This window comes from Aequorivita sediminis (assembly GCF_032080575.2).
Classification (GTDB): Bacteria; Bacteroidota; Bacteroidia; order Flavobacteriales; family Flavobacteriaceae; genus Aequorivita; species Aequorivita sediminis.
Genome location: NZ_JAVLSO020000002.1, coordinates 491,932 through 508,472 on the forward strand (window position 1 = coordinate 491,932; position 16,541 = coordinate 508,472).

Genomic DNA, 16,541 nt, shown 5'->3' on the forward strand with positions numbered 1-16,541 from the left:
AATTTATCGTGAATTCTAGAAATATTCGATGGCAATAGTTTTTTACAACCTCACTACATAAGTTGTCAAATTAAAGTCGAATATGTAAATTGTAGTTCCCCAAGATTATAGAAATTCATTTAAACACATTAACAAAACAAATATTCTAATGTATCGATTGTTACTTGTTTTTCTTTTGGCATTACTAGTCTCCTGTTCAAGTGATACTGATTATAAAAATAGATCGCGTGCCACAGGTTGGAAAATGATAGGTGGAAAAGGCGTATTTTCTAAAAATTATAAGGGAAAAGTAAATGTGCAAGAAACAGGTCCTGGCTTAGTTTTTATTGAAGGAGGTACTTTTACAATGGGACGAGTACAAGACGATCCAATTGGCGATTGGAATAATACCCCTACCCAACATCATGTAATGTCTTTTTACATGGACGAAACAGAAGTTACCAACTTAATGTATTTAGAATATTTAGATTGGACAAAGCGTGTTTTCCCTCCGAGTATCGAACTTTATAAAAATATCTACCCCAGTGCTGTTCCCGATACTATGGTATGGCGAAATCCACTTGGTTTTAATGATGATATGGTTAACAACTATCTGCGTCATCCAGCCTATGCTGAATATCCAGTGGTTGGAGTGAATTGGTTACAAGCAGTTAATTTCTGTAAATGGCGAACCAATAGGGTTAATGAATTACTGCTTGAAGAAGCTGGGATGATACCTAAAGATGCGCGTTTGCATGTAAAGGGAGATGAAACTTTTGATACTGAAACCTATTTTGCAGCGCCTACCTTAACCTATGGAGGAAATGACTCTATACTTCACGGAGGTAAAAAATCTAAAGCGTTATTAGAGCTTCGTAATGATAGTACCTTAGTGGGAGCAGAACGTACTCAGTTATTTGTTCAACGAAAAGATGGTTTATTGCTTCCTTCCTACAGACTTCCAACAGAAGCTGAATGGGAATATGCAGCTTTGGGTTTAGTTGGGATTCGAGAATACAATTCATTTAAAGGAAGAAAAAAATACCCTTGGAATGGCAGCTATACACGTTCAGGAAAACGAAGAAGTAGAGGAGATCAATTGGCAAATTTTAAACAGGGGCAAGGAGATTATGGTGGCATTGCAGGATGGAGTGACGATAAGGCTGATATTACTGCTCCCGTGAAAAGTTACCCAGCCAACGATTTTGGACTATACGATATGGCTGGAAATGTTTCGGAGTGGGTTGCGGATGTGTATAGGCCAATTATTGAAAAAGATTACAATGATTTTAATTACTACAGAGGGAATGTTTTTACAAAACCATCAAGAAATGCAGATGGGACTTATAATGTTATTGCATTAGACTCTATTGTATATGATACGCTTCCTAATGGAAGTTTGGTTCCAAAGCATTTTCCAGGGGAATTAGTTCAAGTTCCTGTTGGAATTGAAGAAACTCATCTTCGCCTTAATTTCTCACAGAGTGATTACCGAGATTTTAAAGATGGTGACTCTTTGTCTAGAATTAAGAGAATTCAGGATGCATCATCACAACGTCCAATGTATAATTCTCCAAAACATCATATTTTAATAGATAGTACTGGAGCTGTTTATACAGAATATGATAAAGACAATAACAGGAGAACTTTGATAGATAATCACACTCGCGTTTACAAGGGTGGTTCCTGGAGAGATCGAGAATATTGGTTAGATCCGGCCCAACGAAGATACTTACCAGAATATATGGCTAGAGATGATATTGGGTTTAGATGTGCAATGTCTAAAGTAGGATCCAAAATGCAGGGTAAGAAAAAGCGCAAAAATTAGAAACTGAATTTATTAAATTCTAAATTTTTTTATCAACTCACCATTAGTTATATTCCTTCACAAAAAATAATAAATGATATCAGAAATAATTAAAAATCGACGTGCTGTTTTTCCAGCGCAGTACAATTCTCAACCTATTACAAGTGAGGAAATTCTTTCAATTTTGGAAGCTGCCAACTGGGCCCCTACGCATAGACGAACTGAACCATGGCGATTTAAAGTTTTTCACGGAGAATCTCAAGCTACTCTCGGTAAATTTATGGCAGAATATTACAAGGAAACCGCTGCTAAATATTCAAAATTCACTTATAATAAGTTTTTAAACAACCCAGTAAAAGCGGGTTGCGTTATCGCTATTTGCATGCAGCGAGACGAGAAAGAAAGTATTCCTGAATGGGAAGAAATTGCTGCAACTGCTATGGCAGTTCAAAATATGTGGCTTACTGCTCATAGCATGAAAATAGGAGCGTATTGGTCTTCTCCAGGTGTGATAAATAGTATGGATCAACATGTAGCTATGGAAGAGGGAGAACGTTGTCTAGGCTTGTTCTATTTAGGAAAATTCGACGGTGAATTGCCAGAAGGAACTAGAAAAACTACTATCGAAGAAAAAACTACTTGGATGTAGTAACCTAATTTTTAAACCTGACACGTCTAGAAAACAAGTCAGGTTTTTTTATTTTTAAATTTTAACAACTAAAAACTTAGTTTAAACTAATCTTTTAGTTATATTTGATTGATAATAAAAAACCTCATATTCTTTACTAATGAAACAGTTAACAAAAGCAGAAGAAGATATAATGCAAATTTTGTGGGATTTGAAAGAGGCAAATGTCGCATCAATTATCGATGAATTTCCAGAACCTAAACCTGCATACAATACTGTTTCTACAATTGTTAGAATATTGGAGAGTAAGGATTTTGTCGATTACCGAAAGGAAGGGCGAGGACATATTTACTTTCCAAAAGTTAAAAAATCGGAATACAGCAACCAGTCTTTAAAAAAGTTAATGGACGGCTATTTTCAGGGCTCTTTTAAAAGCATGGTCTCTTTTTTTATGAAGAAAAATGATGTCAGTATTCAGGAAATGGAAGCTATTATGAAGGAAATAAATTCAGAAAAACCCGAGGAATGATACATACTATTCTGCAAATACTCGTTTTTCAACTGCTGTTCCTCGCAGTTTATGATCTCTTTCTAAAAAAGGAAACTTTTTTTAATTTGAATAGAGCGTATCTATTACTCACCCCAACCTTGAGTATTATTTTACCCTTTGTAAGCTTGGATTTTCTTCAGGAGAATATTCCGACGGAGTACGTTGTTCATTTACCTGTCGTAATACTTGGAAACACTGCTTCGGAAGCCGGGAGTAACGCAACATTTTGGATGTTAACGTTAAGTAGCCTTTATTTTATAGGCGTTTTATTAACCTGCTTTATTTTCAGCGTTAAGCTTTTAAAATTGGCTAAGCTGAGTGTTTCAGGAAAAAAGAAGAACTTTAAAGGTACGAGATTGATACTTCTTCCCAAAACCGATCTAGCTTTTTCATTTTTCAGCACAATTTATCTAGGAGAAACTATTTCCGAAAAAAACAAAGCCAGTATAATTGCACATGAAAAAGTTCACATTCAGCAAAAACATTCTCTTGATTTGCTGTATTTTGAACTACTTCGCATCGTATTTTGGTTTAATCCACTGGTTTATATGTTTCAAAATAAAATCGCCACGCTTCACGAATACATAGCTGATTCAGAAATAACATGTGATAAAGACAAAAAACAATACTATCAAAACCTTCTTTCCGAAGTATTTCAAACCGAGCAAATTTCATTTGTCAATACATTTTTCAAGCAGTCATTAATTAAAAAACGAATCATTATGTTGCAAAAATCAAAATCACCAAAACGGGCGCAGGTAAAGTATTTACTGCTTTTGCCGATAATCTTTAGCATGTTGTTTTACACATCATGTAGCAATGAACCTGGACCAGAAGAGATACAATCTACCTCTCAGTCTGATTCTGAAGTAATGACCAAAATTAATGAACTCGCCGATGCCATAATGAAAAAAGGTGATATGACTGCCGAAGAAGAAAAAGCTCTAAAACTTCTAACAACGGAAGCACAGCCAGGGGATAAGGTTTATACATCGGTTAGAGAATATTTAGACGATACGAAGGGCCAGAATGGTACCGATGTTCCCTATTCCGTTATTGACCAAGTGCCTACCTATCCGGGTTGTTCTGGTGATAATGAAACCATGAGAAAATGCATGTCCACCAAAATAGCTGAGATCATAAACTCGAATTTCAATACGAGTATTGCAAATAATTTGAATATTTCAGGAAGACAACGGATTGCTGTTCAGTTTAAAATTGATAAAACTGGAAATGTTACTGATGTTCGCGTTCGAGCAAAACATCCAGAATTAGAGGCGGAAGCCATGCGCGTAGTAAATTTACTACCACAAATGGAGCCTGGCGAGCAGAAAGGTGAAAAAGTTGACGTTCTATACTCCTTACCGATTGTTTTTGATGTTGTGGAATAAATTTACATCTCTCACAAACCTATTAATTTTTGGAGACCTGTTAAGTTTTACCAAACTTTTAGCCAATGAAATTTACTCTATTTATTTTACTAGCATCGTTTTCTTTTCTAACCAAGGCGCAATCCGTTTCGGTTTTAACAGATTCAAACAAAGGAGACAGTCTTTTTACAATTGGAGAATACAATAATGCAATTCCTTACTTTCTAAAAGCAAATCGTTTTCGAGATGCCGCTAAAAGCTATGAAAAGATAGGAAGCTATAGCAGTGCAGAACACTATTATAAAAAGACAATTACGAAAAACAACTCCAATCCTGTACCAGAGTTTGAATATGCTAAAATGTTGGTAAAGATTTCAAATTTTAAACTCGCCGATAGTATCCTACAAAACTTACATTCTCGTTTTCCAAACAACCCTAATTTTTTATACGAAAGAGGGTTAGTGAAAGAACTTCAAAATGACTCTACATCAATTGATTTGTTTCTTCAAGTTTATTCAATGGATAAAGGAAATATCAACGCAAGCTATAAAATTGCAAGAAATTATGTAGAAAATAGAAAATTTGCAGAGGCTGTTCCTTTTATTGAGAATGGATTGTTGGTAGATAAAAACAGTTCTAGGTTTCTCACCTTGCGAGCTTTAAAAGAGTTTCATACTAAAGAGTACCACAAAACCATTGACACCTATAATATTTTAATTTCGAATGGCCATAGTTATATTTCTTTACACGAAAATCTAGCCGATGCTTATACTCAAACAATGCAGTTTGAAAAAGCTATAGATCAGTATAGCATCTTATTTAAGAACTATGACGACCAAAATCCGAAATGGCATCACGAAGTTGCGATACTGTATAGAGCAATGAAAGAAATAGAACAAGCAAAGAAACATTTAAATATTGCTATTGGTTTGTTGGAGACACCTTTATCTAATGAATATTTGGAGTTGGCAACCATTCATAAACGTGAAGGGGATTATAAAAACGAAATGGCGGCACTTAAAAAAGCATTGGCAAATAATCCATATAACGAAATGGCTTTATATAATTTAGCTGTAGCTGCAGATAATTATTATAAGGACAAAAAAACTATATTAAAGTATTATGAAAATTACCTAAATCAATTTGGCGAGAAAGGTATAATGCGTAATCTAGGAAAACAAAGAATAAGTGACTTGAAAAAGGAAATTCATTTTAAGACAGACTGAACTTTTTAACACTAGATGCAACTAGGCTAATATAAAGGCGAAATGCCAGAGAAAAATACTTCTTACGGTAGTTATTCAAGTTTAAAAAAAAAATTCGCACTCATAAAAAACCTAACAGGTCTCGAAGACCTGTCAGGTTTTTTCACCAATTTTATACATATTGATAGGAGCACGAAGTTAATTTATAGATATTCCATAACTACTTTAAAAATTAATCCTTTATGTTTCAGTAAATTTGTACTTTTCAAGTTGAATTTTCTCTGAAATGAAACATCCAATATTTAATTATAATAAATAGCAATACGTTTATTTGGATGTTCCATTTGCTCTTTTAAAAAGATATAGTAAAGACAAATGAAACACAGCTTTCTTTTAATTTTTCTTGTTTTAACGGTTGCCTCATGCCAGTTTTTTGAAACTGAAAAGGTTTCTTCAGAAACTATATTTAAAGAAGAAATTAATACAATTGATTGGAAAGATGTAGATCGTTATCCTTCTTTTTCCAACTGTGAAAATGAATTGGAGAAGCCTCATCAGAAAGATTGTTTTATAAACACTATTAGCTCCCAACTTTATAAATCTATAAACCACGAAGGTATTATTGCTTCTCGAGATATTTATGATACAGTGCGTGTTAATTTTCAAGTGAGTAGTGCTGGAGAACTTACTATTGTAAATATTAAAATGGACTCTTTACTACAACGCGAATTTCCAAAATTAGAAGCTTGGATATTAGAAAGTGTCGATTCATTACGTCCTGTTGCTCCAGCCTTTAAAAGAGGTATTCCCGTACGAACCCAGTTTACGTTACCTGTAATTATTAAAACAAACTAATTACAAACTAAACTTATACCCAACAGTAAAGTCTATTGGAAAGTTTCCGTTGTTTTCTACATTTAACCCAACTATATCATTGTAGTTAAATGTAATATAGTTCTTCCCAACTTTGTAGTCTGCACCAAAGCCAAAGGTAATAGGAGCGTTAAAATCGCTTCCAGAATTTGTTTCGTTTATAATCATAGGTGGATTAGTCTCAATTACATAAGTTATTTCTTTTGTAGAATGTGTAAATGAAGCTAATTTACAATTCACAAAGGCGTCAAACTTTGATGTTTTTACAAACTTAAATCGGTAGTTTAATGAAAGTTGAGAAGCTGAGTATTTGTGATCGCTACTTTCAAAAGTTTGCTTGAATCGGAATACTAATGCGTGTCTTTTTAATTTCACTTCTTCAAATATTTCAAAATCAACACCTATCACAGGATGAAGCGCGTCATTTATGTTATTTGTAAAAACACTATTTGAAACTCCAGCAAACCCTCCAAGTCTTAATTGTACGTTAGTATTTGTCTTTCCATCAGTAAAGTTTGGATCAATTTCTTGATTGTATTCCACAAAAAAGTTGTGAAGGCTTGATAAGTTAAACTTTAAACTTTCGGTATTTATTCCACTTCCTTTGGTTTTTTCTGCTAACACAACCTTATATTCTTCTTGGTAGTCACCATCTACTTTAGTGTTTTTCAGTTCAATCACTTCTACATTTTGTTTTAAAAAATACCTGTAATTTCCATCAAAAGTATTCCAAAGTAAAGTCAAGGGACCTTCAACCTCAGTTTTTAAAGTGTAGGTTTGGCCGTCAACATTATAATTTTGTTGAGCGGATAGTGATTGTGTATAAATAAAGAAAAATAAAATGAAAATTGTGGCAAACGATTTCATATCTGGAAGTTTTAGTAATGCTAAGGTATAGAATATATTGATAATTTAATTTTTGTAATAAAAGTTTTGATTAATAAAGGTCTTAGGTGAGTGACTGTTGTTTTGTCAATACTTTCGGCTTAACCTTCCATTTTAAAGACCGTCTTCAACGTCTAGTCGAGCGTAGTCTAAAGTAGTATATATCACTCGGCAAGTAATTTAGAATGTTCGTCCCTTCCAGGAGTAACTTCCCTTTAAACTTTTAATAACTACAATAGTCATAACTAAAGCATAAGTAAACACTTGCGGAATTACCTTCCAATATATAAACTTAACATTAAAAAACTGCGCAGCTTGGTGAATTACAAGAATATCTGCAGCAAGTTTTAAGAAAATTAATATTAGATAAGTTTCCATTTTTTCAGCGTTAAAAACTATCAAAAACGGAATGACTAAAATCAAAATATTTACACTAGAAACTAATAATCCCAAAATAATTGAGGTCAAGTTTCCTTGTTTAGAAGTTTTTGAAGCCCAGCGCACACGCTGATTAATTGTATCTTCCCAAGTTTGTTGAGGTTTTGTAGCTACGATACTATATTGCGATTTTAAAAAGAGAACTTTTTCTGGAAATGCTTTTTTCATCTTTTCTAATAAAAATATATCATCGCCACTAGCAATGTGGTCGTTTCCTAAAAATCCATTTACTTGGGAAAAAGCAGTTTTTAAATACGCAAGGTTAGCTCCATTACTCAATAATGGATTTTTAAGTCCAAAACTTCCTATTGTTACGGCTTGTAAACTCAAGCCATCCAATTGCTGATAGGCCTGGAGGAAGCTACCGTCCGATTTGTAAATTACAGGGGCACAAACCATTATTGGGTTATGTGCCTGTATAAATGTATCAAGAGCTTCTAACCAACTTTTCGGTACTTCACAATCTGCATCAGAAGTAACAATCCATTCAAATATAGAAGATTCTATAGCCCTTGTAATCGCATCTTTTTTAGGAGAATTTGAAACTCGATTATTTTGAATAAGTTTAATATCTATTTTACTTTCATGTTTAGCCTTTTGAATAATCACTTCGGAAGAATCTTCTGAAGCATCGTTTACAAAAATGATTTCAAAAAGTTCTGAAGGATAATTAAGCTTTTCTATAGAATTTAGTATGTAAACAAGGTTTTTCGCTTCATTTCTAAATGGAATAACAACACTAAAACCAGTTTTTGGAATACCTTTTTTTTCAGAAAAAGTTTTAATTTTATTAAAACCAATTCTCAAGACTACCATATAAATGAAATAGCAAGCAAATAAACTTAATAACCCCCAAATCATCGGGTTGCAAGTTGATAGGTAACTACATATAAACTTCCTAAAATTGAAGGTAGCACGAAATTAAAAAACCACATCGCCAGTACAGTTGGAAGTACTACCAATTCTGATATTCCAGCAAAAGAAAATACCCAAACTGCCACCCCTCCTCGAATAACCACATCGAAAATAAAAAGTGTCGGTAGGATAGAAACTAGTAAGTACATAGAAAATATTAGCAACATTGCTTCTACAAATGCAATGTCGGCGCCAAAAAAAAGCAGCATACAGTAAAACATCCCACTGAAAATAACATATCGAAAAATTGAAAAAACTATAGTTTTCAGTTTAACATGAAACGGGATTTTTTTGAAAAACAAGATTGCCTTAGAATTGATTAAGTGCTTATTTTTAAGTTTCTTTTTATTAAAATAATAAGCAATGCATAAGATTGTAATGAGTCCTAATCCGAAATACAGAAATAAAGCAATAGAATAGTCAACCTTAAAATTCCGAAGGAAATAAAATAAACCAATCACCCCAAAAATCACCGTTGCCAACATTTGAGCAGTTCCTGACAAGAAGTTTAAAAAGAGTATTTTTTTTCTTTTTAATCTTTCAAAAAACAAAACTTTAGCACCATATTCCCCAACTCTATTTGGTGTTGCCAATGAAACTGTAAGTGATGCTAGACTTTGTTTCATTGCTGTTTTAAAATTAATTTTTTCTATAGTTGACACTAAAGTTTGCCATTTTAAGATTTCAAAAAACCAATTTGCAGCAGTTAGTCCTAGAAATAAGCTCAAAAAGTAAATTACGTTGCTTCCCTTCTTTTGAATTAAAGAAATAAAATCAACGAGATTTACTGTAGGGCTGTTCTTTAATTTATAAAAAATGTATCCAAAGGTAATAACCAAAATCAAAGCCTTTGCTGAAGCAAGGAGATATTGTTTAGCTTTGTAGGATTCAGTAGTCATTAGGCTAAAATACAAAATGAATTAACTTGTCTCTTTTTTGGGAAGGTGTTTCTTCATTTTTAAATATATATAAATATAGAAAATCATCCTATAAACGTTGGGGTTAAGATTTTCGGGATCTGACAAATGCAAACAGAAAAAATAATTTTAGGAATTGACCCTGGAACTACCATTATGGGATTTGGGCTTATAAAGGTTGTGGGTAAAAAGATGGAGTTTCTTCAACTCAATGAACTTCAATTGAAAAAATACGACGACCATTATGTAAAACTAAGATTGATTTTTGAACGCACCATCGAACTTATAGACACGCATCACCCAGACGAGATAGCTATTGAAGCGCCTTTTTTTGGAAAAAATGTGCAGTCTATGTTGAAGTTAGGTAGAGCTCAAGGTGTAGCAATGGCTGCCGGACTTTCAAGACAGATTCCCATTACCGAGTATTCCCCCAAGAAGATAAAAATGGCAATCACTGGAAACGGAAATGCTAGTAAAGAGCAAGTGGCTAAAATGCTTCAAAGTGTTTTAGGGTTAAAAGAACTTCCAAAAAACCTAGATAGTACCGACGGACTCGCAGCTGCAGTTTGTCATTATTACAATTCTGGGAGAGTTGAAGTAGGAAAAAGCTACTCAGGTTGGGCTGCTTTTGTAAAGCAGAATGAAGACAGGGTTAAGTAAAATTAATTACCACACCATTGTTTAGCGAAGTTGAATAATAACAGTTTTAAATCCTTCTGCAATCTTTCAGTTTTCGATTAATTCCTGGAAATCCAATCTTGTACAATGTGTTCGATTTCTTTATTCTCTTGAAGCTTGATAATTTCGATATCAACTTTTCTTTTTAAATCACTTTCAATAGGGAATATAAAGCCATAATATTGAGGTTCGATTTTCTTCATACTTAAGATGAATTCATCTTTATCCTTCAGTTGAAAAATATATTCTAGTGGAATTTGGTCGTAAATTAAAGCATCTACCTTTTTGTTCAGTAACATTTCATATCCTTCAGAAACGGAATGCACGCCAATAGGAGTGCCCTCTACATTACTAACTCTGTCCATTATTTTTTTATAATTCGGAACGGCTACTTTTTTACCTTCTAAATGCTGTATGCTAGTAATGGTTTTATTTTGCTGAACAGTTGTAAGGGATAGGGTAGTTGCAATACCCGCAACAAATGATGTAGCTAAAATTAACGAAATAATCATCCAAGCCCCCATTACAAATCGTCCTGCAGGAGTTCGAGGCGCATAATCGCCATACCCAACAGTTGTCATGGTTACAATCGCTAACCATACCCCAGAACCAATACCCTTATAAAACTTATCCCCATAGTCTTCCTTGTACTTTCTGCCTTCGACTATCCAAAATAAAAATCCAACTACGCTAAGTACGAGTAATAAACCCAACACTCCATAAAGAAAAGTTTTGGAAAAAATAGGTTTTACTTTATCCCAAAATGTCTGCTCTATAATGGGTGCTAGAATTGCCATTTCGGTATTGTAATACGGTTGAGAAAACGATATTTCTTTAGCTCGTTCTTCATTTATAGTTGTTGGCCCTATTAAAATATCAACTTCATTGTTTTTAGTCGCTGCAATACCCTCTTCGGTTGAGGAAAATGCCTTAAAAGTGTATTTCAGCTGAAGATCATAGGCTATTTCTTTCCAAATATCAAATACAATTCCCTCCTCTTTTTGGTCGTGCATTACAAAAGGAGTAGAACCAGTATAGCCTACTCGAATAACTTTTTCATCTGTTTGTCCAAAAAAAATTGTAGAACATAAAAGAAAAGTGAGTAATATAATTCGAGGCATATTTCGGTTTTTTAATGAGTTGAGTTTCGGAATTTGAAGTGTTGAATGCTAATTGCGGTAAAAATAATAACTAATTTTGAGGACTTATGAAGTTTTGAGCTTTTTAATGTCGCAATCCCCTTTATAATATGGAGAATATTTCAGAAAATGATGTAGTAAGTAATAAAAGCTTTGGCATATATATTCATATTCCATTTTGTAAACAAGCTTGTCATTACTGCGACTTTCACTTTTCAACTTCTTTAAAGAAAAAAGGAGAGCTAATTACTGCGCTCTGTCAAGAGTTGATACTTCGCAAAGACGAGGTGCAGGGGATAGTAGAAACCATCTATTTTGGTGGTGGAACCCCGAGTTTACTTTCTTCGGAAGAATTGCAGCAGATTTTAGAAACAGTTTTTAAAAACTTCAAAGTTTCTGAAAACCCAGAAATCACCTTAGAAGCAAACCCTGATGATATACTCTCTGTTCGAGCGCAGTCGAGCGCTATTTTCGAAAATTATAAAACTCTGGGAATTAACCGCCTCAGCATAGGAATTCAATCTTTTTTTGAAGAGGATCTTAAGCTAATGAACCGCGCTCACAACGCTACCGAAGCGTTAGATTGTATAAAAGAAGCTCAAAAACATTTTGAGAATATAAGTATCGATTTAATTTACGGAATTCCAGGGATGTCTAATGAGCGGTGGATAGAAAATTTAAATATTGCACTCGACCTCAACGTGCCGCATTTATCGTGTTATGCACTTACGGTAGAACCGCGAACTGCCCTTAAAAAGTTTATCGATAAAGGAATAATTCCAGCCGTAGATGAAGAGGTGGCAAAGCAGCATTACGAAATTTTAGTAGATGAAACAGAAAAGGCAGGATTTGATAATTACGAGTTTTCAAATTTTGGAAAAGAAGGATTTTATTCTAGAAACAATACTGCCTATTGGGAAGGAAAACCCTATTTAGGAATTGGCCCTTCAGCACATAGCTATAACGGAAAATCCCGCAGCTGGAATGTGGCAAATAATACGAAATACATTAAAAGTATTGGAGAAAAAATTCTTCCTTCTGAAATGGAAAATCTTTCTATAGAAGATAGGTATAACGAATATATAATGACCGGCTTGCGTACCAAGAAAGGAGTTTCCTTGTCTAAGGTTGAAGCTGAATATGGGAATGCCTTAGTTGTATATCTTTTAAAGCAAGCCGAAGATCATTTATTCAAGGAACTACTTATTTTGGAGAATCGAAGCTTAAAAGTATCAAGAAAAGGGAAGTTTTTGAGCGATGGAATAGCAAGTGATTTGTTTTGGATATAAACTCTTAATCCAAACAAATTGTAAATACTAATTAGGTTTTAAAAATTGTATCTTTAGTTGATTAAATTTTGTGAGGTTTCTTTTTTCGGCTTTGTGTAATTTCAATGCATAGGAAACCCTTGAAATATTGAGTTTTGCAAACTTGAAATTTAAATAATGAAAACTACTATTGAAATAAATAATCAAATTATAACTGTTGATCTGTCCAAACCATTGGATATTTCACTACCTATACAGGGCAATGAAGAAAATCCACTAGCTTGGTACTTAACTGAACCTACAATAGAACCTGTGCAAATGGAAGACTGGGTAGGGAAGGTTTCTGAAGGAGCTTCTGTAAATTTTAATAATATTTATTTCAATCCCCACGGTCATGGGACGCATACTGAAAGTTTTGGCCATATTTCAGAAGAATTCTATTCTGTAAACGATGCCTTAAAAACTTTCTTTTTTATAGCTGAAGTCATCTCAGTGAATACATCTGAAGTTGGAGAAGATGAAATTATTTTTGAAGAAACAATTCGCCAGGCCTTAAATGGGAAAACTCCAGAAGCCATAGTAATAAGAACCTTGCCTAATTCTTCAGAAAAAAAATCAAAACACTGGTCTAATACCAATTGGCCTTTTTTACATGAAAAGGCAGCGCATTACCTTAGAGAAATTGGGGTAAAACACTTGCTAATAGATCTTCCCTCGGTAGATCAGGAAATGGACGAAGGGAAGCTTTTGGCACACAAAGCATTTTGGAATTATCCAGAAAACCCACGTAAAGATTGTACGATTACAGAATTAATATATGTTGCAGATTCGATTGTAGATGGCGAGTATTTGCTCAATTTACAGATGGCTTCATTTCATAATGATGCTTCCCCAAGCAAACCCGTTTTGTACAAAATTCATTAATTGAAAAAGTCATGCTATAACGCTAAGCATTTTTAATAACGGGTTATAATTATCGCTAATAATCGCTATTAACTTTAATAACTGTAATTTTGTTTTAAACTATGTACTAGTTAGAACTTTAGATAAGTAAAAAATCTTATGGAATATCTTTTTATAGGTTTGGCTGTTGGGGCCATATTAGCTTACATTCTTTTTGCGCGATTTAGTGGTGTACGAAAACAAGAAAAAGTAAACACCCAATCTATAATTTTAATGGAAAAAATTCGCAGTGTTTGTAAATTCATTACAATTGAAGGCGATTTCTCTGAAATATTCTACTATGAGAATGTAAAAGACAAGTGGGTGAATCTTTTATTAGGCAAAAAGAAGGCTTTAGTTTTAATAGAAGCAAAAGCACATATTGGATTCGATCTTACAAAAGTGAAAATGAGGGCAGATACGGAGAAAAAGACCATTATCTTAACAAATTTCCCGCAACCAGAATTACTTACTATTGAAACCGATTTTAAATATTACGATAAACGCGAAGGTTGGGCAAACCCTTTTACAGCTAGCGATTTAACCGAAATTAATCAAGAAGCTAAAAAGCATATAGTAGATAAAATCCCTGAAACCGATTTGTTTAACGAAGCCTCTAAACAAGCTTTAGAAACTATTCAACTTATGGAAACGCTAGTTGAAACCATTAACTGGAAATTGGATTACTCTGCGCTTTATGCTTTGGAAGAAAAGCCTAAGCTTGAAAAATAACTATTTAAAACTCCTAACCCGTTAGGGTTAAAATCCCCCCTATGAATATAGAAGAGTTTAGAGACTACTGTCTCTCTAAAATAGGAGTAACCGAATCTTTTCCTTTCGACGATAAAGTACTTGTTTTTAAAGTTATGGGGAAGATTTTTGCACTTACAGGTATCGATTCAATTCCCACCACAGTAAATTTAAAATGCAACCCCGAACGAGCTCTTGAATTAAGGGAGGAATACGACAGTTTAATTGTCCCTGGGTATCATATGAACAAAAAACATTGGAATACTGTGGAAATAGAAGGAAATTTGCCACGAGATTTAATTATTGAGTTAATTGATCAATCATATAATTTAGTAGTAAAAGGACTTACCAAAAAACTTCAAGCAGAATTACAAAACCTAAATGGTCATTCAGACTTGTAAGGTTTAAAATACCTATAATGAACAAACCATCAGACTTTTATAAGCAACAGATTAATATCTACTCTAAGGAGTTGCAAAATTTAAAACGCAAACTCGCTATATCGAGCAGTATCCGATTGCTAGTTTTTTTATTGGCGTGTTTTGGAGTGTATTTTTTCTTCGGAAACGGGAAAATTGTTGTTGCAATTATATTTTTTGCAATCATCACCTTTATCTATCTAGTTACTAAGCATAGCGCACTGCAATATGAAAGAGATTTAAGAAAAGCATTGATAGCTCAAAATGAAACGGAATTAGAAGTATTAAATAGAGCTTTTCATCATTTGCCTTCAGGAGAAAAGTATTTAAATCCTAACCATTTTTACAGTCAGGATATCGATCTTTTTGGACGTGGCTCTTTCTTCCAATATTTAAATAGAACAGCCCTTGAAAGCGGCTCCGACTATCTAGCTGAAATTTTCACCGAAAACAAGGTTGATGCTATTCCTGAAAAGCAAAAAGCTATTCAAGAAATAGCCGAGAAAGCTGAGTGGCGTCAACGTTTTTCAAGTATTGCTTCCCTAGTAAAAACTGAAGCCTCGGTAACCGATGTTACAAGTTGGTTGAAAGATTATAAAGCATTTGCACCAAAGTGGATTAAACCAGTTTCATTTGTTTTCACTGTTGTTTCTGTTGGGTTGTTTGTTTTAAATTATCTCGATTTACTCTCAGGTTACGTTACTGCTGGATGGTTTTTATTAGGTTTTGTCCTTACTGGTATTTATGGGAAAAGAATAAATGAACTGTCATCTCGTACTTCCAAACTACAAAGCATTTTCGACCAATTTCATAAACTGATTTTAGAGATAGAAGATGAAGAATTTACTTCAGAAATACTTTCTAAAAAACGTAATTCTGTAATTGAGGCCGATACTAAAGCTTCAACCACTTTGAAAAAATTCTCTAGGCATTTGGATGTTCTAGAACAGGGGAATATTATGCTTTTTGGTCCGATAATCAATGGATTTACACTTCGCAACCTTCGCCAATGCTATCATATTGAAGAGTGGATTAATGCACATAAAGCGAGTGTTCCACATTGGTTTGAGGTTATCACGTTCTTCGATGCTTATAACAGTTTAGGGAACTTTGCGTTTAATCATCCTCATTATGTTTTCCCTGAAATTAACGATAGGGTTCCCGTTTTAAAAGTGGAAGGCGCTGGACATCCATTACTTGATGAATCGGTTATGGTTCGCAATGACATTTTAATAAATTCAGAAGAATTTTTTATTGTGACAGGAGCAAATATGGCTGGGAAAAGTACGTTTCTAAGAACTGTTTCGCTTCAAATAGTAATGGGAAATATGGGATTGCCTGTTTCTGCTGAGAAAGCTGAATACAATCCAATAAAACTCATCACAAGTATGCGAACTACCGATAGTTTAACAGATGATGAATCTTATTTCTTTAGTGAGTTAAAACGTTTAAAATTTATAGTCGACGAAATTAAAACCGACCGTTATTTTATCATTTTAGACGAGATTTTAAAAGGGACAAACAGTACCGATAAGGCTATTGGTTCTCGAAAGTTTGTTGAAAAACTTGTAGCGAGTAATTCAACAGGAATTATAGCGACTCACGATTTAAGTTTATGTGCTGCAGCAGATGAATTGCCGGAAGTGAAAAATTACTTCTTTGATGCACGTATAGAAAACGACGAACTCTTTTTCGATTATACTTTTAAACCGGGAATTTGTCAAAATATGAATGCTTCATTCTTGTTAAAAAAAATGGAGATAGTAGATTAGACTTTT

The 16,541-nt window shown here is 33.8% G+C and carries 16 protein-coding genes; 12 read left to right on the forward strand and 4 right to left on the reverse strand.

The window, feature by feature from the left end; translation table 11 throughout:
• The first annotated feature begins 127 nt into the window (after positions 1-127).
• The 6 genes from gldJ to RT250_RS05755 all read left to right on the forward strand — a co-directional run bounded on the left by gldJ (position 128) and on the right by RT250_RS05755 (position 6,394).
• Positions 128-1,807 (forward strand): gliding motility lipoprotein GldJ, encoded by a 1,680-nt coding sequence (gene gldJ / locus RT250_RS05730; RefSeq protein WP_313113063.1) that lies wholly within the window; start codon positions 128-130, stop codon positions 1,805-1,807.
• A gap of 73 nt (positions 1,808-1,880) precedes the next feature.
• Positions 1,881-2,435: a nitroreductase family protein gene (locus tag RT250_RS05735; protein WP_313112929.1), complete on the forward strand. Its 555-nt coding sequence runs from the start codon at positions 1,881-1,883 to the stop codon at positions 2,433-2,435.
• A 139-nt stretch (positions 2,436-2,574) separates the two neighbouring features.
• Positions 2,575-2,943 (forward strand): BlaI/MecI/CopY family transcriptional regulator, encoded by a 369-nt coding sequence (locus tag RT250_RS05740; protein ID WP_313112931.1) that lies wholly within the window; start codon positions 2,575-2,577, stop codon positions 2,941-2,943.
• On the forward strand, positions 2,940-4,355 hold the full coding sequence (locus tag RT250_RS05745; RefSeq protein WP_313112934.1) for a M56 family metallopeptidase: 1,416 nt from the start codon (positions 2,940-2,942) through the stop codon (positions 4,353-4,355). Before RT250_RS05740 ends, RT250_RS05745 begins: the two co-directional genes overlap by 4 nt.
• Positions 4,356-4,420: 65 nt before the next feature.
• Positions 4,421-5,560 carry a tetratricopeptide repeat protein gene (locus RT250_RS05750; protein ID WP_313112935.1) on the forward strand — a complete coding sequence of 380 codons (1,140 nt, stop codon included), beginning with the start codon at positions 4,421-4,423 and terminating at the stop codon, positions 5,558-5,560.
• Positions 5,561-5,914: 354 nt separating this feature from the next.
• Entirely contained in the window at positions 5,915-6,394 is a 480-nt protein-coding gene (locus RT250_RS05755; RefSeq protein WP_313112937.1) for a hypothetical protein, read from the forward strand.
• On the opposite strand, the gene RT250_RS05760 is transcribed toward RT250_RS05755, so the two are convergent.
• From RT250_RS05760 to RT250_RS05770, 3 genes are all read right to left on the reverse strand, one after another.
• Complete coding sequence (locus RT250_RS05760; protein ID WP_313112938.1) at positions 6,395-7,279, reverse strand: hypothetical protein; 885 nt, start codon at positions 7,277-7,279, stop codon at positions 6,395-6,397.
• A 198-nt stretch (positions 7,280-7,477) separates the two neighbouring features.
• A complete protein-coding gene (locus RT250_RS05765) occupies positions 7,478-8,551 on the reverse strand; it encodes a glycosyltransferase family 2 protein (protein WP_313112939.1) in 1,074 nt (357 codons plus the stop codon).
• Between the two features lie 41 nt (positions 8,552-8,592).
• Entirely contained in the window at positions 8,593-9,549 is a 957-nt protein-coding gene (locus RT250_RS05770; RefSeq protein ID WP_313112941.1) for a lysylphosphatidylglycerol synthase domain-containing protein, read from the reverse strand.
• 126 nt (positions 9,550-9,675) lie between these two features.
• On the opposite strand from RT250_RS05770, the gene ruvC reads away from it, so the two are divergent.
• Positions 9,676-10,227: a crossover junction endodeoxyribonuclease RuvC gene (gene ruvC, locus RT250_RS05775; protein ID WP_313112943.1), complete on the forward strand. Its 552-nt coding sequence runs from the start codon at positions 9,676-9,678 to the stop codon at positions 10,225-10,227.
• A gap of 77 nt (positions 10,228-10,304) precedes the next feature.
• Here the strand turns inward: ruvC and RT250_RS05780 are convergent, their stop codons facing one another.
• Complete coding sequence (locus tag RT250_RS05780) at positions 10,305-11,366, reverse strand: transporter substrate-binding domain-containing protein (RefSeq protein ID WP_313112945.1); 1,062 nt, start codon at positions 11,364-11,366, stop codon at positions 10,305-10,307.
• 128 nt (positions 11,367-11,494) lie between these two features.
• Here RT250_RS05780 and hemW point away from each other — a divergent pair, with 128 nt between their 5' ends.
• From hemW to RT250_RS05805, 5 genes are all read left to right on the forward strand, one after another.
• A complete protein-coding gene (gene hemW, locus RT250_RS05785; protein ID WP_313112947.1) occupies positions 11,495-12,673 on the forward strand; it encodes a radical SAM family heme chaperone HemW in 1,179 nt (392 codons plus the stop codon).
• Positions 12,674-12,829: 156 nt separating this feature from the next.
• Positions 12,830-13,576 carry a cyclase family protein gene (locus RT250_RS05790; RefSeq protein ID WP_313112950.1) on the forward strand — a complete coding sequence of 249 codons (747 nt, stop codon included), beginning with the start codon at positions 12,830-12,832 and terminating at the stop codon, positions 13,574-13,576.
• Positions 13,577-13,714: 138 nt separating this feature from the next.
• Positions 13,715-14,326 carry a DUF4230 domain-containing protein gene (locus RT250_RS05795; protein ID WP_313112952.1) on the forward strand — a complete coding sequence of 204 codons (612 nt, stop codon included), beginning with the start codon at positions 13,715-13,717 and terminating at the stop codon, positions 14,324-14,326.
• Positions 14,327-14,367: 41 nt separating this feature from the next.
• Positions 14,368-14,745, forward strand: a complete 378-nt coding sequence (locus RT250_RS05800) for an MmcQ/YjbR family DNA-binding protein (protein WP_313112954.1) — start codon at positions 14,368-14,370, stop codon at positions 14,743-14,745.
• Between the two features lie 17 nt (positions 14,746-14,762).
• The gene (locus RT250_RS05805; RefSeq protein WP_313112956.1) at positions 14,763-16,535 is read left to right on the forward strand and encodes a MutS-related protein; all 1,773 of its coding nucleotides are present in this window, start codon (positions 14,763-14,765) and stop codon (positions 16,533-16,535) included.
• The last annotated feature ends 6 nt before the right edge of the window (positions 16,536-16,541 follow it).